9 protein-coding genes and 1 pseudogene are annotated in these 21,254 nt (G+C 48.6%); 3 read left to right on the top strand and 7 right to left on the bottom strand.

The annotated features are described in order from the left end of the window. Positions 1 to 210: 210 nt before the first annotated feature. The 7 genes and pseudogenes from ACWXW9_RS03640 to ACWXW9_RS03670 all read right to left on the bottom strand — a co-directional run. Positions 211 to 530, bottom strand: a pseudogene (locus ACWXW9_RS03640) (family 43 glycosylhydrolase); the annotation flags it as partial. Between the two features lie 109 nt (positions 531 to 639). Beyond that, the gene (locus ACWXW9_RS03645) at positions 640 to 2,793 is read right to left on the bottom strand and encodes an endo-1,4-beta-xylanase (protein ID WP_494928316.1); all 2,154 of its coding nucleotides are present in this window, start codon (positions 2,791 to 2,793) and stop codon (positions 640 to 642) included. 48 nt (positions 2,794 to 2,841) lie between these two features. Continuing rightward, positions 2,842 to 3,765, bottom strand: a complete 924-nt coding sequence (locus ACWXW9_RS03650; RefSeq protein ID WP_494928317.1) for a carbohydrate ABC transporter permease — start codon at positions 3,763 to 3,765, stop codon at positions 2,842 to 2,844. A gap of 579 nt (positions 3,766 to 4,344) precedes the next feature. After that, positions 4,345 to 5,325 carry an ABC transporter permease gene (locus tag ACWXW9_RS03655; protein ID WP_494928318.1) on the bottom strand — a complete coding sequence of 327 codons (981 nt, stop codon included), beginning with the start codon at positions 5,323 to 5,325 and terminating at the stop codon, positions 4,345 to 4,347. A gap of 14 nt (positions 5,326 to 5,339) precedes the next feature. Then, positions 5,340 to 7,007 carry an ABC transporter substrate-binding protein gene (locus tag ACWXW9_RS03660; RefSeq protein ID WP_494928319.1) on the bottom strand — a complete coding sequence of 556 codons (1,668 nt, stop codon included), beginning with the start codon at positions 7,005 to 7,007 and terminating at the stop codon, positions 5,340 to 5,342. A gap of 179 nt (positions 7,008 to 7,186) precedes the next feature. Then, on the bottom strand, positions 7,187 to 8,950 hold the full coding sequence (locus tag ACWXW9_RS03665) for a sensor histidine kinase (protein WP_494928320.1): 1,764 nt from the start codon (positions 8,948 to 8,950) through the stop codon (positions 7,187 to 7,189). Then, complete coding sequence (locus tag ACWXW9_RS03670) at positions 8,947 to 10,578, bottom strand: response regulator (RefSeq protein ID WP_494928321.1); 1,632 nt, start codon at positions 10,576 to 10,578, stop codon at positions 8,947 to 8,949. The genes ACWXW9_RS03665 and ACWXW9_RS03670 overlap by 4 nt, the downstream gene beginning before the upstream one ends. Before the next feature lie 143 nt (positions 10,579 to 10,721). Between ACWXW9_RS03670 and uxuA the strand changes: the two genes are divergently transcribed. The 3 genes from uxuA to ACWXW9_RS03685 all read left to right on the top strand — a co-directional run bounded on the left by uxuA (position 10,722) and on the right by ACWXW9_RS03685 (position 21,146). After that, positions 10,722 to 11,828, top strand: coding sequence for a mannonate dehydratase (gene uxuA / locus ACWXW9_RS03675; protein WP_494928514.1), 1,107 nt, complete (start codon positions 10,722 to 10,724; stop codon positions 11,826 to 11,828). Further along, positions 11,825 to 12,679 (top strand): SDR family oxidoreductase, encoded by an 855-nt coding sequence (locus ACWXW9_RS03680; protein WP_494928322.1) that lies wholly within the window; start codon positions 11,825 to 11,827, stop codon positions 12,677 to 12,679. Before uxuA ends, ACWXW9_RS03680 begins: the two co-directional genes overlap by 4 nt. Before the next feature lie 304 nt (positions 12,680 to 12,983). After that, positions 12,984 to 21,146, top strand: a complete 8,163-nt coding sequence (locus ACWXW9_RS03685) for a leucine-rich repeat protein (protein ID WP_494928323.1) — start codon at positions 12,984 to 12,986, stop codon at positions 21,144 to 21,146. Positions 21,147 to 21,254 lie beyond the last annotated feature (108 nt).

The raw sequence follows: 21,254 nt of genomic DNA on the forward strand, positions 1-21,254 counted from the left end.
AACTTAACCTGATGCGACCCAAACTGAATTGTCCGATTTAGTCATGGACGGATTGATTAAATCTTGATTTTGGAATGATTCGGCACCGACTGAACAAGTTACCGTAAATGTAAGCATGCCTACAACAAACAACGAACATAAACCCTTGAACTTCATAGTTCATTCATCTCTCTCAAATTTTTGTTATCAAAATTAGTGATTTAAATGTACCGTCACATACACCTTCCCGTCATCATCAAACAGCAGGGACAGATCCATGTTTCCGCAGGGAATACGGATCTGGTCAGACCAGGTTCCGGCAGGGTCTACAGATGTGATATAAGATAAAATGTACCTTGAGGATAGCGCAGTGTGGGCGCGTATATGTCTTCCGAGCTTTTCCGTGCAGACAAATCAATCTGGCTGTGTCGATTCAACGCGTGCCCAATCTGCCGCCATTCCGTCAGGTTACGGCTATGAAAAATCGGCAAGCCCGGCATATATTCAAACGAGCTTGCCGCCATGTAGTAATCCTCTCCGGCACGTATCACGCTCGGATCAGGATAAAATCCGGGGACAACCGGATTCGTCTAGCGTAAGGTAGCCATAGCCCCAGCTCTCCTGTTGGACAGCTCTATTGATTGATCTGATTCAAGCTATTTATTCGTTATTCCCTGCTGGCAGCGGCGGTACTTTGGACGGATCAGCAAGCGCCCAATAAGCATATTTGGCCTTTAATCGTTCGTCGAACAGCAGCGGCTTATCCAGCCGGGCAATCGGGAACGTGCTGAGCCACGTATTGCCATCATCTGTACCCCAAATTGTCACATTGCTGATATGCTCCTTTTGGCGGGAAAACATATCGAATAACGCCCGATAGCGGTGAGCCTGCCGGATCAGCATGGCTTCAGGTATTGTTTCGTAGCGATCTGTATCATTGGAATACAGGCCCATATCCAGCTCCGTAATCTGGTTATCCAGACCGAGTGAAGCAAACTTTTCAATGGATTGTTCCATCTCCTGAATCGTCGGAAACTCCAGCCGAATATGCGTTTGATGGCCTACACCATCAATCGGTACGCCTTTGGCAAGCAAATCACGAACCAAGTTGTACAGGAAATCCCGTTTCTTTGGCTCATGCGTGTTGTAATCGTTAATAAATAGCCGGGCATTCGGACCCGCCGCTTCCCGCGTGACGCGGAAGGCTTTTTCAATATAATCCGTGCCGGTAATCTGATACCATTTGCTGCGGCGCATGCCGTCCGGCTGGTCAGGATCAATCGGCTCGTTCACGACATCCCAGTCGGTAATCACATTTTTATAACGCGCCGCGACAGCACGAATATGCGTCTCCAGTCGATCCAGCAAAAGCTTTTTATTTTCCGCAGTTGGCGTCATCGGCTGTCCATTCTTATCCTTGAACATCCAATCCCCGGTCTGGTTATGCCACACCAAGGTATGGAAGCGGATTTCCAGTCCGTGCTGTCTGGCAAATTGCACAATTTGGTCTGCTTCCTCCCAATGGAACTGTCCCTCGGACGGCTGCAAGGAAATCGGCTTCATCGCATTCCCTGCAACGACGCTGTTAAAATGCTTCTGCACCAGTTCTCCGTAAGCCCCTTCTGTCTGGAAAGCCTCAATCGCCGTGCCGATGCTGAACTGTCCCTGATATAATGCGTGCAAAGAGGGAATGTCCTTTTCAATAGCCAGCGGCGGTACAAGTGACAGCTCGAAATCATCCATATAAAAGGAAGCCGTTCCTTCTGCCGTTTCCAAATACATAGAAACGGTGTCTGCATCATGCGCAAGAGTATACGTACCAGACAAATGCATCCATCCCCCTGTCGTGGTAGCCGTGTCGCCTACAACAGTTTCATACGCACTTTCACCTTGATGATCGCGTTGTACGCTGAGCCGTACCTTGGCAGGCTGCTGCTCGCTCGGTGCCAGCTTTACCCAAGCGCTGACCGTGTAACGGCTGCCTTTTTGCACCGTAGTAGTCACATCAAGCTTAGGCCCGGCATACGTCTTTTGTCTGCCTGTCGTCAGCAGGCTGTACGAGCCGGTTCGTGCATCGGCATTCGAAGCTCGCACCGTCTCAGTCCCCATACGGGATACCCAGCCTTGGGCTGTATCGTCCTCGAAGCCGGATACGATACCACTGGTCGGTTCCGTTGGTGTCTCCGATACCTGCCTGATTTCCACCTCATCCATATAGTAGGCCTGCGCGGGATTCGAGTTCTCCACATACAACTTCAATGCATCCATCCCCCCGGTAAACGTATATTTCCCTTGAAGTTTGATCCACGATGTATCCGTCGTCTCCGTCTGCGCTACCGTCTTCCATGTCGTAGCCCCGCCTGCTGGCTGCTCCTCCACCGTAAACTTAATCACGCTCGGATTCGCGGAATTGCCGTCCAGCTTCACATAGCCGCTAATCTCATACTCCACCCCCGGCAGCAACAGCGACTTCACATCCAGTTCCGCTCCGTTCCAAGTTGCCGTGCGAGCGGTTGCCTTCAGACTGTGTGTGCCGCCATATGCAGCTTCCGTGACGGACGCGATTTGAGTATAAGCCCCCCGAGGCTTCCAGCCCTCGCTATTGCCCTGCTCAAATCCATAGGCCCCGATGGTCTTATCCACATTTCCCGTTGGCAGAACCGAATCCGCAACTGGCGGGGAATGTTCCACAAATGGAGCCGCCGCCGCTACAGAAGGACCCCACCACCCCACTGGCAATAACAGCACCCCGACCAGCACCAGACCAAAAGATTTGTACAAAAATGACCTCAACGCAATCCCTCCCGTGCTCATATTTTGAAAAATACAAGAAAGTGAGTTCCGCACATTCCTGGTCCATGCTCACCCCTTAACGCCGCCCAAAGTCATACCCTTCACAAAATATTTTTGCAAAAAAGGATACACCAAAATAATAGGTACGGAAGCCACAATCGTCATCGTGGCACGAATCGAGGTAGGAGTGACCGACTTCGCCAGATTTTCCGAGCCTGCAAACTGGCTGGCATAATCCTGAGCGTTCACGGACGTATTGGAATTTTGCAATATTTTCATCAGCTCATACTGGAGTGTACTCCACTGCTCATACGACGAATTGTACAAAAACACATCAAACCAGGAATTCCATTGCGCAACCGCCGTGAACAGTGACACCGTTGCCAGCACCGGGACACACAGTGGCAACACAATACGCATAAAAGTCGCAAATTCCCCCGCCCCATCTATACGCGCCGACTCCAAAATCCCCTCCGGCAAGCCTTCAATAAAGGAGCGAATCACAATCACATTGAACACCCCAATCAACCCCGGTACCACATACACCCAAAAGGTTCCGAGCATCCCCAGCTCACGAATCAGCAGAAAGTTTGGAATCAATCCACCGTTAAAATACATCGTCAAAATAAAAGCAATCGAGACAAATTTGCGCAGCACATACTCCGGCCGGCTGATCGTATACGCCACCATCGCGCAACAAAACACCGAGGTCACCGTGCCCACAATCGTACGCAGCACAGAAATCAACGTAGCATGAAAAATCGTCGCTTCTTTGAACACAAATTCATAATTGCTCCACGTAAACTCACGCGGCCACAAATAGATCCCACCCCGAATCGAATCATTCGCTTCATTCAGCGAAACCGCTAGCGTATTCAAAAACGGATACAGCGTGAACACCATCAGGCATAGCATAAATACAATATTGCACGCATCAAAAATCCGATCCGATGGCGCCCGAAACCGCCCATGCAACGCTTTTCCTTTGCCCATAACTCCCTCTCCTTTCTAAAAAATAGCTTAAGTACTCTAGTTCGATTAATTGTTATTGGAGCTGTTGGTACTGTTATTTGGAACGGTTATATGAGTAGTTAGATATGTGGCAATTTGAGTGGATTATTGCGGATTATTATCTCTATTAGAAGTTGTAATTCAGTTCGTCCATAAGGCCTTGGTAAGGTCCGCGAAGCGGCCTGTTAAAAATCCACTGACCTGATCCTGTAGTATGCATGAACACGCACCTTCTGTTATCACCACCACTAGCTCAGTCCTAAAAACAAGCGATAGCGAAGCTGAGCCAGCCATCATGACGCAGTTACCCAAGGGAGCGCGAGCACGCGCCTTCCCTCAAGTTCTCCCCTGTCACCACCCTCAGTTCTTAAAAAAAGTGACTTTATAGCGGGTAGCAGCGGAGCGGGCAGAATTGTTCTGAAGAAGCGGCAGCGGTCGCCTTTATTCCCGGATTCCAACCTCTAATGTTTTATGATAAAAAGGAATCTGGGGATAACAGCGATCGGAAGAACAATCTGCACGCGAAGCGACGATACACCCTCCCCATAACTCACTCTTTTCTCAGAACAGCCTCTCCTCCCCTAACCGCTTCGCAATATGATTAGCACTAAACAGTAAGATGAAGCTGACTACCGTTTTGAACATCCCAGCAGCAATGGAAAGCGAGAAATTACCCATCTGGATACCATATTTCAGTACGAAAATATCCAGATTTTCCGAGTAATCCACGTTCATACCGTTGCCCAGTAAGTATTGCGGCTCAAAGCCGGATTCCAGCAGATTGCCGATGTTCATAATGAGCAGGATGATAAATACAGGCTTCAATCCGGGTAATGTGACATGCCAAATCCGCTGAAAACGCCCTGCTCCATCCATCTCGGCCGCCTCATACTGTGACGGATCAATCATCGTCATCGCGGCCAAATAAATGATGGTGTTCCAGCCGACATTTTTCCATACTTCCGATGCACCGAGAATGCCCCAAAAATAGCTTCCCTCGCCCAGCCACAGGATAGGCTCCTTGATCAGCCCCAGCCACATCAGCACCTCATTGACAATGCCGCCATCCGCAGACAGCGCCGTACTGATGATGCTGGCCGCTACCACCCACGAAATAAAATGCGGCAGGTAGCTGATTGTCTGCACCACTCGCTTAAACACGATCTGACGAAGCTCGTTCAGTAAAATCGCTAACATAATCGCAGTTACGAAGCCAAGCACCAGATTAATAAAGCTCATCGCCAGCGTATTTCGCATGACCCGCAGAAAGTGTTCATCCTGAAATAGAAAATGGAAATGCTTTAATCCGACCCATTGCTGATCGAGCAACTTGCGGGCAGGCTTAAAATCCTGAAAGGCAATCGTCCAGCCCCAGATGGGCAAATACTTGAAGATGAACAGCCAGATTAAAAAAGGGACGGACATCCATACCAGTGCCCGTTGCTGATTCAGCTTGTGCATAAATCCCCTAAAGCCGGTTCGCCGCGAGGGCGGCAACTGATCCGGGGAGATCGTGACTGCTGGTGGTGACGAGTGGCCCATAGCTGCTTCCTCCTTTATTTTTTACCGGGATTCTCGATTTTTTTGGCAACCTCCTTCGTGATCAGCTCCTCATACGCCTTTACATCCAGCTTGTTGAATTCAGTAGTGTATTCATTCCAAATCGCATCAAACTGCTCCGGTGCAGACAGCACCAAACGCGGGAAATATTTGCGCTGCAGGTCCCCCTTCTTTTGCTGGAAGAGCTGCGCAGGTGAACCTTGAGCAATTGGGATACTCCAGGCCGGATACCATGGGCGCTCGTCAGGTGCGGAAAACATTTGCGAGAAGGACTCTACACCATAGACTTTTAGTAGCTTTTTATCTCCCTCGGTGTAGGACATACGCGCAACCTCCGGCTGCCGTCCGGCACCAACGGAGTTGCCGTCAGGCAAGGTAGAACCGCTACCGTATCGCGGCCAACTGTATTCAAAATATTTGAACCCGAATGATTCGCGGAACGCGTCCTGACCCGTCTGCTTAATTTGCTCCTCAGTCCGGTAAAAGCGTCCTTTTTTATCTACATCATAGGTTTCTCCCTTGATTCCCCAGTTGGATAACACCTGGTTTTCGTCAGTCAGCAGGTTGTCAAAAAATTTGATGATACGTACCGGGTCCTTGGCACTGACCGTAATTCCTATGCCTCGGTTATTAACGAATGACGACGGATCAATGTACTGATCCTTTATATTCTGGTCGTATACAACAGGCAGCCCTATATACTCCATATCATCATTGCCCGATTGCTTGGAAGCCTCCTGCAGATTATTCAGGGCCTGCCCCGCCTGCCAGCGGTAGTCGAAAAAGCCCAGCACCTTACCCGAGGTCAGCTTCGCCAGATATTGATCGTAATTGTCCACAAAGGACGATTTATCAAATAGGCCCTCTACATTGAGCTGATTTAGCTCTTTCAGATACCGCTTTGTGATTTCCATATCTCCATAATCCGTGGCCCGGTGTGTTTTCATATCAATAATCGTGCCGCCATCATTCGGATAGCCTGCCAGATGCATCGGCGCGTTCGTAAGAGCATAAAACCTATCCTGCGTGGTTAACGCCAGGTACCCAGTCAAGCCCTCATCTGCATGCTTTTTCGCATAGTTACGAATCAGGGCTAAATACTCGTCAAGTGTTTTGATTTTTGGATATCCCGCTTCTTTTAATACCCTGCGTTGCACCCAAAAGGCTCCTTGCTCTAAGTTAGGTGCAGGTAAATAATCGCCTACCACCGCACTGAGCGGCAGAAAGTAAATGTTCCCATCCTCCGCCTTCATCAGGTTGTAATACGGTCCGTATACACGCTTGATATTCGGACCATATTTATCAATCAAATCATTTAGCGGAATAAAGGCTCCGGCATCCAGCAGCTTATCAATCGTGCCATCAGGCACAATGGCGTCCGGGTAATCGTTACTGGCAATGAACGTACCGATCTTCGTATTGGAATCCCCCACCAAATGCTCCAGCTTCCAGTTTACTCCTGTCTGATCCTCCAGAATTTTGCCGATCCGCGTTTCATTGGTATGGATGTCCCTCCCCGCAGTGGCATTAAAATACGTGAATGTGACCTTCTCATTAGGATCTCCTGTTGCAGGCTCCTTGCCCGCACTTCCTGAGCAGGCAGTGATCATAGATACCATCATGATGAATACCAGACTGATGATCCCGAACCTTTTGCTTGTCATGTCAGATTTCCCCTTTCAGCCTCTTTTGTCGATTGTGTGTGAACATTGTACGGACATACCTCAAGCACTGGAAATCCCGCGCACTCTAAATTGTAAGCACTTTCATTTTATAAAATGCCGTGAATTTCGTTCACCCTCCAATCTAAAGGTGTTACTTAGGAAACTAAAGGAAGCAGGCCTCATTTCACATCCGCCGGAATCAAAATACGAATCTCTGTCCCCTCGCCGGGTGCACTGCAAATATCAAGCTCAAAGCGGCTTCCGTAGTAAAGCTTCAGACGATAGATGACATTCTGCAGACCGATACGCTCGCCCATTTCCTCCTGTCTGTGCATGTAACCGTACAGCCGTTGTACCTGTTCCACAGACATGCCAACTCCATCATCTCGTACCGTTAGCATCAGCCGCTCCACCCGACACTCAAAATGAATCTCGATGCGCCCCCCATGCTTCAGCGGCTCAATGCCATGAATGCTTGCATTTTCAACTAGCGTAAGCACAACCATTTTGGGAAGCAGATAGTCCAGGTCCTCGGGTCGTGCCTGCACTTCGTACTGTATCCGCTCCCCAAAGCGGTATTGCTGAATTTCCAGAAAACAACGAATCAGCTCCAACTCCTCCTGCAACGTGACTCTATCCTTGTTCCACACCAACGAATTGCGGAAAATTCGTGCCATATTATGAATAATGCGGGCTGTCTCGTCTTCATGCTTCATCAGGCTTCGCATACGTATCGTCTCCAGCGCATTGAACAGAAAATGAGGGTTGATCTGGCTGTGAAGTGCATTAAGCTGGGCATGCCTGCGTAGAATCTCCAAATTTTTTCGCTGAATATCCGCCACATAGACATCGTTAATCAATCGCTTTATTTTCAGCATCATTCGATTAAATTCACCTGTTAGCTGCCCAATTTCATCTCTCGATTCTGTACCGGGAATCAGTTCAAAATGCTGATTTTTCACTTTTTTCATATGCTTCAGAATACGATGAATGCGCACGTTCAGCGAACGTGTAATCCAGATGATGATCAAGGTAGGCAGCAGCATATTCATGCAGGTTAACAGCAGCACAAAATTGCGTGATTTCTCCATTTCATACAGCACTTCATCGCCCGACACCGCAGTCACAATGCTCCAGCCATTGAGATTACTTGTCAGCACATAATTTGTCTTGAACTCTATAGTGTCCTTGGGCTGCTGGAGGGTGCTATAGGCCACGACCTTATGATTGATATCAATCCTGGGATCGGTCGTATATTCGATTTCCCCCCGTTCGTTGAGCAGAAAGAGACTGCCCCGCAAATTGAGATTATGGAAAATCTCTTGAATGGACGACATTCGCAGCTCTATTTTCAGTATTTTCTCGTGGCCATTTTCGGAATAAAAATAGTTCATCCGCCGAATCAGGCTAAAGGGATGCAGTTGTTCGCCCGTACCGTCGTCAGTACGTACAAATATAGGCTTGGACTGCCGTCCGGGCGGGATTTTGGCATACCAGGGCAAGCTTTTAACCCGCTCATCTATAAAGCTGATTCCCCCGGAATCCAGTAGAGTCGGATTATCTGTGTAGATCGTCATTCCACCCACAGAATGGTATACAGGACTGTAAGTATTGTTTAACATACGACGCAAATATGAATCATAGGCGGCAATATATTCAGCGGGATGGGGGTATGTTTGCTCCAATAGTTCGTTTAGCTGATGATCGGTATAAAAGATAGATGAGATTTCCATCGCATCTTCAAATTCGCGGTAAAATTCGATTTTGATCTGCTCCAGCGCACGGGAAATATCCTGCATACGCTGTTCCTTCACATTTTGCGAGGTGACGTGGTAAAAAATCAGATTGGTCAGCACCACTGGCACAAATACACAGAGAAAATACAGCAGCAGCATTTTATCCCGCAGACGGACATGATCAAGGGTTGAGCGTAGCATCCTCATTCGCTGCCCCTTTGCGGCTCCACACGGGTATTCAGGCTACTGCGGTATTCGCTTGGCTTGGCCTGCACCAATTTCTCAAATTGGGTGACAAAATAATCCGGGCTGCCAAAGCCCACACGCTCGGCAATTTCATAAATGCGCAAATCGGTCTGACGAAGCAACCGTTTAGCCTCCTGAACCCGTAATTGCAGCAGGAATTCGTTAAAGTACACCCCGTACGTTTTTCTGAACAATTGGCCCAGGTAGACCGGATTCATATAAAAGCGGGCTGCTATACTTTTCAGGTTAATATTCTCTGCCGCATGCTGCTCAATGTAGGTGCGGATGTGCTGAATTCCTCCCTGTTGACGCTCCTTGCGCAACACCCCAATCATTCGGCTGCTTTCCTCGGCAAAAGCTGTAAATAGCCGTTGTAATTCACCCAGCGACAGGTTCATATCCTGCCAGCCCATCATCGGTTCTAAGGACAGAAGCGAGCGTTCATCACCCTGCATATTTTGAATGACCCGCACGATGCTGATTACGCATTGATGCAAGTTCATTTTCACAGCCTCCGGGGCGTAATGTTGCTCACGAAAGCTGCAAAACAGATGATCTACGGTCGAATATAGCTCCTCCAACCGTATCTCCTCTACCTGCTCCGTCAAGCAATCCAGTACATCCTGATGGATCGTCTTATAGTGGAGCGTTGGCATTCCCTCCTCCTGATACAGGACAATGCCGCTGCGGTCATGAATGTATTTATGGAGCGCCGCTTCCTTGGCACGTTCATAGGACCGATGGATATCTTGCAATCGTTGAACAGGGCTTCCCACGTATACAAAGACCCGGCTCCCCATCTGATTTTGCAGTAGCTCCATGCCCTCCAATTCTCGTTGTAGCGCTTTCATAAAAGTGTTTGAACTGGCTTCAAAACACTTCAAAAAGAAGTCCGGCACTATGATGCCAATCCGGTTACGGTGCTCATGAACATAGAGAGGATACTTACCGTCGATCAAACGATAAAGTGCCTGCTCTACAAGCTCCCTGAACTGGAAAAGCGACAGCGGAACACCGTTGCCATCGGAACGCCACGGATGCTGATCATTCAGCTCGACGAGCACATAGTACATATGCGCAGCTTCTCCAAGACGTAGCTGCTGTTCCCAAGCCGTCACCACGACGTCATCTTCCCCATTCATCATCAGTGTCTCCAACAGCTCACCTGTACGGCGACTCTGATAGAGCAGTGCATTCTGCTGCTCTTGATGCAGCCTTTTACTCAGCCTGCGCAGTGTAGCCGAAAAGTCCTTCTCATCAATCGGCTTGAGCATAAAATCATGAACCCCGTAGCGAAGTGCCTGCTGTGCATAAGCAAAATCGCTGTAGCCGCTCAAGATAATAAACGCAGGATGATCCGTCCCCCGCCCGAGTACACAGCGAATCAGCTCCAATCCGTCCAGCACAGGCATACGAATATCGGTGATGACCAGATCAGGATGAATGCTACCGATCAGTTCCAGTGCATCCTCGCCGTTATCAGCCTCCCCAACGACCTCAAAGCCGCAGGCTTCCCAATCCATGAGTTGAAGCAGTCCTTTGCGGGTGAATATTTCATCATCCACCACAATAGCTCGACGCAGCTTCATAATCCGCTTCCTCCTTTCGGTTTGTGAGTTATTTTATTTTGGATAACTATTCCAATCATCTCTAGCAATATGGTAATGTGGAATCATCGGGAAATGGAAATTGCCGTTACACCTATCATATGACGAATGGGGCGGTGCAAAGCATGCGCATGGTATTTCGTTGGTTCGGTGAAGGTAACGATACAGTAACACTGGAACAAGTCCGACAAATTCCGGGGGTAGAAGGACTCGTGTGGGCGCTGCACGATATCCCGGCCGGAGAAGAATGGCCTTTGGAACGTATTGTGGCATTTCAGGAGCAAGCTGTACAGGCCGGTTTTCACCATGAGGTCGTAGAAAGTGTGAATGTGCATGAAGATATCAAGCTCGGACGGCCGACACGCGATTTGTATATCAGCAACTACATACGCACGTTGGAAAAGCTCGGGCAGCACGGCGTCAAGGTCGTCTGCTATAATTTCATGCCCATATTCGACTGGCTGCGCACCGATCTGCATAAGGAACTGGAGGATGGCTCGACGGCTCTCTTCTTCGAGAAGTCACGAATTGAAGGTCTTGATCCGTTCGAGCTGGTACGCCGAATTAACGAAAACAGCTCGTTAACCATGCCCGGCTGGGAACCGGAGCGATTGGAGCATCTGACGACTTTGTTTGAAGCGTATACCCACGTCACGGAAGATGACCTGTGGCAGAATCTGGCCTACTTTCTGGAGGCCGTTATTCCCGCCGCCGAACGCAGCGGCATTCGGATGGCTATCCACCCCGACGATCCACCATGGTCTGTATTCGGACTGCCACGCATCATCACAAGCCAGGCTCATTTGCGCAGGCTGCTGGCGCTGTACGACAGTCCCGCGAACGCGATTACCCTATGCTCTGGCTCGCTGGGAGCCAACCCTAAAAATGAAATCGTTTCCATGATTTATGAGTTCAAGGATCGTATTCCGTTTGCTCATATCCGCAATGTGCGTGTGTCCGCCAACGGAGACTTCATCGAAACATCTCACCGAACTCAGGATGGAACCGTCGATATTGCAGGCATCGTTCAGGCGTATCATGATGTTGGCTTCACGGGCTACGTCAGACCCGACCACGGTCGTCACTTGTGGGGAGAGGAGTGCAGACCCGGATATGGACTGTATGATCGCGCACTCGGCATTATGTATTTATGGGGATTGTGGGATGCACTGGCATTGAAACGGACCCAAACGCAACTCGAATCAGCCAAGACACAGGAGTCCGCCTTATGAGCACACAACCCCTACATCCTTCATTAGCAGGCAAAACAGCCGTGATTACAGGCGGCGCAGGTGTTCTATGCAGCACGATGGCCCGCGAGCTGGCAAGGCAAGGCGTGAAGGTCGCCATTCTGAACCGAACAGAAGCGAAGGGCCTGCGTGTAGTCAGAGACATTCAAGACGCAGGCGGAGAAGCGATAGCTGTAGCCTGCGACGTTACCGATGCCGCCAGCGTACAGCAGGCAGAGCAGGCCGTACGCAACCAATTCGGCGCATGTGACATTCTGGTCAATGGAGCCGGAGGGAATCACGCGAGCGCCAATACAACCCGCGAAACCTTCCGGCTGGAGGATCTGACGCAGCCGAATATCACCACCTTCTTTGAACTGAGCATCCCGGGTTTTCGCCAAGTGCTGGACGTGAATTTCATTGGAACGCTTATTCCGACACAAATATTCGCACAGCGTATGACTGGACGCGCAGGAGCAGTTGTCCTGAACATTTCTTCCATGAGCGCCCCCAGCCCGATGACCAAGGTTCCGGCTTACAGCGCAGCCAAGGCTGCTATTAATAACTTCACACAATGGCTGGCTGTCCATCTGGCCGAAGCGGGTATACGCGTCAACGCTATAGCACCTGGCTTTTTTCTCACAGAGCAAAACCGCAGGCTGCTCACCCACGAGGACGGCTCCCTCACTGAACGTGCGGATAAAATCATCTCCCATACCCCCATGCGCCGCTTCGGCGTACCGGACGATCTGCTTGGCACTCTGCTATGGCTCGTGGATGAACAAACATCCGGCTTTGTTACAGGGACAGTGATCCCGGTAGACGGCGGGTTTATGTCGTATTCCGGAGTGTGAGCAGCACCCCCAAAGCCGCTTGAGCACTTGTGCCGGGCGGCTTTCCACACAACTTTCCTTTCCTATCTTTTTCCCGATTTCATAGACTCCGAGAATCGCTTGAAAACAACCTGCATCACACCTCCACAACACGATCAAATCCTATAATACTCAAAATTTTAAAAATACGTTATTGACTCTTTCTATCATTATTAAGTATATTGATAACGATAATCATTATCATTTCGGGTGAGTGGTGATGTATATCAATGGATCCTGCTGGATCTTTTTTACTATACCAATATATTTTCAGGAGGGAACAAGATTGCTGAAGGTTTGGAAGAAAAAATGGATTGCAGGCTTTCTCATCGCCTTACTCGTAAGCAACACCCTGTTTGCCGCAGGAATAGGCTTGGCGGCATCAGCCACAGATAAGAATAACGCTGTGCCCGCACTAGCTAGTGCAGATCAAACAACCAGTGCAATAGCGAACGCAGACCCTAGTGAACCTAGCTTTAAAGAAAAGCTAGAAAACGGGACCCTAAATAACAACGGAACAGCCAAGAAGTCCGTTGCAGAAGCAACCTATGAAAGATCAGAAGAAACCAACGTAACACAAGCCACCTACGAACCCACAGGGAAAGTAACCGTGATTGTGGAATTACAAGGAGCCCCGCTCATCTCCCGCGCTTCTCCCAAAGCTTTCGGCAATCAACTGAACGCTCTGAAAAGCAGTGAGCGTACGCTTGCAACTCAGCATGAATCGGTAAAAAACCAGATTCGCGCCCTCTCCATCAAAGACTCCTCTTCGTTAGGTGCTTTAGGCTTAAGCAAAGTCTTGGCTCCCAAACCGGAAGTCATTTACGATTATTACATGGTTATGAATGCGATTTCGGTAAAGGTAGACTACCAGGAGCTGAAAGAAATTCGAAAATTACCTGGCGTGAAAAACGCATGGGTAGCCAATAAATACGAAAAAGTCGTGCCTAAACAGTCCATGGAGACTTATATGGCCAATAGCTCCGCGATGATCGGTTCCCCTGAGGCTATTGCAGCCGGATATACAGGAAAAGGAACCACTGTAGCTGTCATCGACACCGGTCTGGATTGGAAGCATGAAGCATTTTCCATGCATATGCCTCCCGCGTTGACCCTGAAACATACCCGCCAAAAGGTTAGCGACATTCTGAGCAGTGCTGATATGTCTGCTGGCAAAGTAAGCATAGATGATGTCTACATGGATGATAAAGTTCCTTTCGCCTATGACTACGCAGATAAAGACACTAATGTCATTCCTTCTGCCAGTTCGGATAACGCCCACGGTACCCATGTGGCAGGCACCATCGCCGCTAACGGTGATAAATTAAAAGGGATTGCTCCTGATGCCCAATTAATGATCATGAAGGTGTTCGATGATCTCAATGGATTTACCACGGATGCTGACATTATCGCCGCCTTGGATGATTCCGTTAAAATGGGGGCAGATGTCATCAATATGAGTCTTGGTTCCAATGCAGGCTTTTCCACAGCCGGGGAAGCAAGTAAGGATGACATGTACAGCAGAATTGCGAACGCTGGAATCAATCTTGTGGTAGCTGCCGGAAACAGTTACAGCGCCGCGTATCAAAATCAGTCCGGTTCCAACCTTCCCTATGCGAACGAGCCTGACAATTCAATTGTTTCTGCTCCTTCCACGTACGATGCTGCTTTATCCGTAGCAAGTATGATTAATACCGCTACATCAGATGCCCCTTATATTCTCGCAGGGGATCGAAAGATTATATTCAACGACACCTCCACTGCCGCTGACCCCAAAATACAGGCACTAAACCGTACATATGATTATGTAGATGCCGGTTTTGGAACTGCGGAAGACATTAAAAAGGCGGGGGATTTAAAAGGTAAAATAGCCTTGATATCCCGTGGCGACCAAATAAGCTTCCAGCAAAAGGTGGGCGCTGCGTATGCTGCTGGTGCCGTAGCTACCGTTATTTATGATAATGAATCAGGCAGAGCCAACATGGATGTTAGCTCCTACTACATTCCAGCCGTATCCATTACCAAGGATGACGGATTGTATCTGTTGGAATTGGCAAATAAACAACTGACGCTGGATGAAAAATTCAAGACAGACGCGCCCAATGCGGATGCATATAAAATGTCGGAATTTTCTTCATGGGGCGTTTCGCCGGACTTAAAACTGAAACCGGAAATCACTGCGCCCGGTGAAAATATTTACTCTACCGTTCCCGGCAATAAATATGAAAATATGAGCGGTACGTCTATGGCATCTCCTCATATCGCCGGAGCCGAAGCCTTGGTGAAAGAGTATGTTACCAGCAAACTGAATATTTCAGACCCTATTGAACGGGAAAAGCTGGTACATACCCTGCTGATGAGCACTGCCCATCCAGTCAAGGACGAGGATCAGGAATATTATTCTCCCCGTAAGCAAGGCGCGGGCTTGGCCAATGTGAACGGAGCAGTCACTACCGGAGCCTATTTGACTGTACAGGGTAATGACAGACCTAAAGCCGAGCTGGGCTACAACAAAGCAGGAGCATACTCCTTTACCTTTGATATCCACAGCATTTCGGATCAGGCATTGACCTACAACCTGAATACAGCGGCTTTATCGGAAAAAATCGTAAACAAGGGTGGCAACAACCTCTTCGCACAGCGTTCAACAGACTATGCCGGAAAGGGTATCCAAATACAATACAACGGTGCAACGGACGGAAAAGTAAACGTACCTGCACATGGCACAGCAAGCATCACCGTGAAAATTACGCTGTCGGATGCACTCAAAGCACAGTTTGACCAAGCGACGAAAAACGGAACCTTTATTGACGGCTTCGTTATGCTGAATGCGGAAAAAGGTGTCAACCTCTCTCTGCCGTTTGTCGGCTTCTATGGAGATTGGGGACAAGCACGCATTTTCGATGGTACGGAATACGGTAAGGATGGCTACTCCATGAAAGGCAGCGCTCCTTATAATTTGTATCCTGGGCAAGGCTATCTTCTGGGTCAAAACCAAATAGCTCTGGCGCTCGATCAAGACTGGGGTGTCATGCCGGAGAAATTCGCTATTTCGCCTAGAAGTCTGGGTAATTCATACAAAATACTTGGAGTGGCAACAGGTCTTTTGCGTAATGCGGAAAGCCTGAAATATACCATTACAGACCAAGACGGGAATATCGTCAAGGAATTCGATTATTCACATGTGCCTAAATCGCTATATTATGTAAGCTCCGGGGTAGTTAGCTGGGCCGAGGCTCTTCTGAACGATAAACCATCCTTTGACGGTCTTGACCAAAATAATAATGAGGTGCCCGAAGGTATTTATACCTTTAAGGTAACTGGAGTGGTCGCAGGTACCAACGGTCAGGGAACCGATTCATGGACCTTTGATTTTGCCTATGACAAAACAGGCCCTCAACTGGCCGATTACAGCATTTATAAAGAAAATGATAAAACGTACCTGAAAATGATCATCAAGGATAACCACTATACCAGCGGGTTGCAATTAGCCACAGCGAATGGTGGCGCATTGTCCGATCTGGTGGCTATCAAGGATGCCGATGAAAAGCTGGCGAACGGAACGTCCGTCAATACCGTGACGATGGACATATCAGATCTGAAGGACAAGCTGACAAAGCATGGTCTTCCTACGGACAAAATCTACGTAGACATGTTCGACTATGCATTCAATAGCAGTAGCGCAAGTATTGTTCTTGAGCCTGTTGGAACAGAAGGCATTACGCTGGATAAAGCTGCTCTATCCTTAACTGTCGGTACAACCGAGGATTTGAAGGCAAATATTACACCAGTAAATGCCACGTACCAAGCACTTGCCTGGACAAGCTCTGATCCGGCGGTAGCGACTGTGGATACAGAAGGAGCCGTTACAGCGGTGAGTGTCGGAACGACCAAGATTACTGTCACCACTTCCAATGGAAAGACTGCTTCCAGCCAGATCACAGTCACACCTATTGGAAGTCAAGGTATTGTACTGAACCGGACCGCGTTGAATATAACGGTTGGCTCTAACAAATCCTTGAAGGCCACAACCAATCCTGAAGTTGTGTCAGGTCCGATCACTTGGACAAGCTCCAATGAGTCGGTTGCCAGTGTGGATCAAAATGGATTGGTAAAAGCAAAAGTTGCAGGTACTACAACCATTACAGCAACTGCATCCGGTAAATCCGCTACCAGCCGAATCACTGTAGAAGGAGTCTCCAATGCCGAATTTACCGTTGTAAATGGTGTACTAACAAGCTACACCGGCTCTGGCGGTCATATTGTCATACCTGACAATATTACTGAAATCGGCGAAGAAGCCTTTGCCTACCGTGAAGATATTTTGTCCGTGAAGATTCCGGCCTCGGTGAAAAAAATCGGCAGGGCGGCATTCGCCTATAACAAGGAGCTTAAAGTTGTCACCTTATCGGAGGGACTGGAAGTGATCGGGGAAAGCAGCTTTTCCGATCTCGCCAAACTTGAACAAATTACGCTGCCAAGCACGGTGAAGGAAATCGGCGATAATGCCTTTGCCCGTGACACAGCTCTGAAAGCGATGCATCTGCCGGATGGTTTAACCCGAATTAATCAGGGCGCCTTCCGGGAAACCCGTGCTCTGGGTTCAATTAACCTCCCGGACAGTGTAACGGAAATCGGCGACGGGGCATTTTTCCTTACGACAAGCTTGAAAGAAATTAAGCTACCAAGCCACCTGGCCTCGATTGGTCGTGCGGCATTCTCTTCCTCAACAATTGGGTCTATTGAAATACCGGACTCTGTTACTTCCATTGGGGATGAGGCCTTCTGGGGAAGCCGTATCGCTTCCGTCAAATTGGGCAGCGGGCTGCTCACCATTGGGCAAAGGGGCTTTGCAGAAACATTGATTTCTTCCGTTGCCATCCCGGACAGCGTGACCACCTTGGGTTACTCAGCATTTGCCGAGAATTCAAAACTGGCCAATGTTACCATTGGGAAGGGCCTCACTGAGTTAGGCCAACAAGTATTTGACAGTACAGAAGGCTCAAGCTTGAAAAACATTGAAGTCTCGGCTGAGAATCCAGCCTTCACAAGTCAGGACGGGGGACTCTTTAACAAGGACAAAACAGCCTTGATCCGTTACCCGGCGGGACATGGCAGAGATACCTATACCGTACCAGATACAGTTACTAAAATTGAAGATTTTGCTTTCCATTCTGCCGCTAACCTGAGTGTGATTACCCTGCCTAATGGTTTGCAGACTATTGGAAAGCAGGCTTTTGATTCCAGCTTTAGCTTGCTCTCCCTCACCATTCCGGACAGTGTAAAAACAATCGGAAACGGGGCTTTCATCCGTACTGCCAAACTGGCAACGGTGAAACTGGGAGCCGGGGTAGAAACGCTGGGTGATTATGCCTTCGCTTATAATGTCAGACTGACGAATATTGATTTGGGTACAGGAGTCAAAAAAATTGGCGACTATGCTTTCCAATATAACAGCAGCTTGATAGAAATCACGATCCCGGATCAAGTGGAGTCCCTTGGCAGCAACGTGCTGGCTAATTCCGAGCGACTATCCATCGTGAATATCGGAAAAGGCGTGACCTCCATCGGCGGTAACCCTTTTGCCAGCTCACTGATGATCAAGGGTGTTAACGTAGACCCAGACAATACTTCGTATACCAGCGAAGACGGCGTATTATTGAATAAAGCGAAAACGAACCTGATTTTATATCCTGTAGCTAAACCGGAGCCTGTGTATGAGATCCCGGCAACTGTAAAGGAAATCAGCAATTACGCTTTCCAAAGAGCGCAGTTCCTGACGGATATTCAATTCCCTGAGGGATTGTTGACCATTGGTACTTCTGCTTTTAACGGTACAGTAAATCTGAAATCCGTGAAACTGCCTGATAGCTTAACCAGAATTGGTAGCTTCGCCTTTTCAGATACCGGTATAGAAACACTTGTAATGGGAAGCGGTATTGAGAAAATCAATGACTGGGCCTTCGCCTTCTCTGGTCATTTGAAAACCGTTGCTATTTTGGATAGTAATATGACACTTGGAGATCTTGCCTTTGTCGGTTCTCCCAATCTCAGAACGGTGATTTTGGGCGAAGGCGTGTCCAGCATCGGCTGGGGAGCGTTTAATGACACTCAAAATCTTACCCTTTACGGTTGGCAGGGTTCTGCGGCAGAAGAGTACGCCGGAAGCAACTCCATTCCATTTAAGGTGTATACGCCATTATCCGTACACCTCAAAGCCCATCATGAAGCTTCAGAAAGCACCATTGCTTTGAGTGCTGAGGCTACTGGCGGGATCGGGAACAAATCCTACTCCTTCCGGGCGTGGAATGAAAGTACACAACAAACAGTAACGCTCGACGCTTATGCTTCGGGCAATGCCTACCAGTGGCAGGTGCCACAGGCTGGCAAGTATATTGTGTATGCAGATGCCAAGGATGAAACCGGAGTAACCAAAGCCGGGGTTCGACAAATAGAGGTTCTTTCGTCGGGTGAAGTGATTATTTTGGTCACCCCGGCCGTCATCAGTCCAACATCACGCAATTTCAACCTTGATGCTCCATCGGATGTGACTACTGGAATTACCTGGAACGATGCCCGAAGTGTGACGCAAGCAGTCTATGCAGTGAACCAGGGCCCTAGTCGAAGTGTCACGGAAGCCGTTTATGACAGGGACGCTCTGATCCAAGGTCATGATTATACCGTTGACGGAAATACTCTGACGCTGAAAAAGGGCTTCCTTTCCGGCTTAAACCTGAAAGAAGGCGACACCGTCAGTGTTGAATTGCTCTTTGACTTTGGAGACAAAGCGGTATTGACCATTCGGGCCATCCAAAATCCTGTAGAGGTAGATGCAAGCATCAGCCCGAAAACAGCCAGCTTTGACAAAAAAGCGAGCAATCAGGCAGATGTAGAAACGACCATCACCTGGAACAGTGCATCGTCTATTACAGATATCAAGCTGGAAGGGGCATCCATTGGAGAAGCGGCCTACACTGTAAACCAGGATGTGCTCACGATTAAGAAAGAGTATCTGGCAACACAGCCGAAGGGTAGCCTTCCGTTGTTCGTGCAATTCGATAAAGGCGACGATGCTGTAATGATGATTAACATTTCTGACACAAGCAGCAACAAAGATGACGACGACAGCACGGATACTGACACTGGCTCTAGTCCTGGTACTAGCACAGGCAGTGGAACTACTGGTAGCGGTACAGAGAGCAGTTCCAGTAGTTCCAGCAGCAACTCCACAGCCGGGACGCCGAGCACAACCTCGTCTGTCCGCGTGTTGGATGCCAAAGGTAATGCCATTGAATCATTTAGTACCAAGCTGAACACCAGCACAGGTGTAGCTACGATCACGATGGATTCTGACTTCCTGAACAACGCCTTCGATGCATCCCAAGCGGATGGCAAAGGAATGAAAACTGTAGAGGTCACCGTGGAATCCAATCAAGCGAAATTCTATGAGCTGACACTGCCAGCAAGCTTTGTAACCGCAGCGGATGCTTCCCGTGCCATTAAAATCAAAACGGGTATCGCAGTTGTAACCCTGCCAGGTAACCTGCTTGGAACGGCTGGAGCAGCAGGAGCACAAAATATTACGCTGGAATTAAGCTCCGGCAGCAAAAACAAGCTGGATGTACAAGCGAAGTCCAACATTGGTACTCGCCCTTCCGTCGAGCTGAACCTGAAAGCAAACGGCAAGCTATTGCCTTGGAGTAACAACAATGCAGCTGTAACTGTAGCTATTCCTTATACACCTACAGCAGCCGAGCTGAAAAACCCAGAACATATTGTCATCCAATATGTAGATGCAGCAGGCCATGCTACTCCGGTGACTTCAGGAAAATATGACGCGGTAACTGGACAAGTCAGCTTTTCCACTCATCATTTTAGCCAATATGCTGTAGCCTATGTCGAAAAATCCTTTCAGGATTTGAGTCAATATGTTTGGGCCAAGAAACAAATTGAGGTACTGTCTTCCAAGGGAGTCATCAATGGTACAACGGATACTAGGTTCTCCCCTGCGGCCAAGATCACACGGGCGGAATATCTGACACTATTGGTGAAAACATTGGGACTAAGCACAAACTTCGATAGCAACTTTGCCGATGTTAAACAAGGAAGCTATTACTACGAAGCAGCAGGCATAGCCAAAAAACTGGGTATCGCAGGCGGCTCCGGTGACAACAAATTTAATCCCAATGCCCCTATATCCAGACAGGATATGATGGTCTTGACGGACAAAGCCCTGCAAAAAGCAAATAAACGGGCGACTACTTCTTCGACGGCTGTACTGGAATCCTTCAGTGATCGCGCAGATATTGCTGGTTATGCTGCTTCAAGTCTGGCAGCGCTGGTTCAAGAAGGACTCATTACAGGTTCAGATGGCAAAATAGCCCCTAAAGCACCAACCACTCGTGCAGAGGCTGCCGTATTCCTGTACAGAATCTATAACCAAAATTAAAATCTTCAAAATAAAATTAGTCTGACATAGCAGCAAATTCACAAAAGGAGACGAATCCCTGGTTGGGGTTTCGTCTCCTTTATTCCTGTTTGCCCAAAAAAGCTTCAT

The organism is Paenibacillus sp. LT-B23, from assembly GCF_059417685.1.

Excerpts from the sequence above, each read along its gene's own strand:
- ACWXW9_RS03645 (WP_494928316.1), bottom strand. The coding sequence starts at position 2,793 with ATGAGCACGGGAGGGATTGCGTTGAGGTCATTTTTGTACAAATCTTTT.
- ACWXW9_RS03650 (WP_494928317.1), bottom strand. The coding sequence starts at position 3,765 with ATGGGCAAAGGAAAAGCGTTGCATGGGCGGTTTCGGGCGCCATCGGAT.
- ACWXW9_RS03655 (WP_494928318.1), bottom strand. The coding sequence starts at position 5,325 with ATGGGCCACTCGTCACCACCAGCAGTCACGATCTCCCCGGATCAGTTG.
- ACWXW9_RS03660 (WP_494928319.1), bottom strand. The coding sequence starts at position 7,007 with ATGACAAGCAAAAGGTTCGGGATCATCAGTCTGGTATTCATCATGATG.
- ACWXW9_RS03665 (WP_494928320.1), bottom strand. The coding sequence starts at position 8,950 with ATGAGGATGCTACGCTCAACCCTTGATCATGTCCGTCTGCGGGATAAA.
- ACWXW9_RS03670 (WP_494928321.1), bottom strand. The coding sequence starts at position 10,578 with ATGAAGCTGCGTCGAGCTATTGTGGTGGATGATGAAATATTCACCCGC.
- uxuA (WP_494928514.1), top strand. The coding sequence starts at position 10,722 with ATGCGCATGGTATTTCGTTGGTTCGGTGAAGGTAACGATACAGTAACA.
- ACWXW9_RS03680 (WP_494928322.1), top strand. The coding sequence starts at position 11,825 with ATGAGCACACAACCCCTACATCCTTCATTAGCAGGCAAAACAGCCGTG.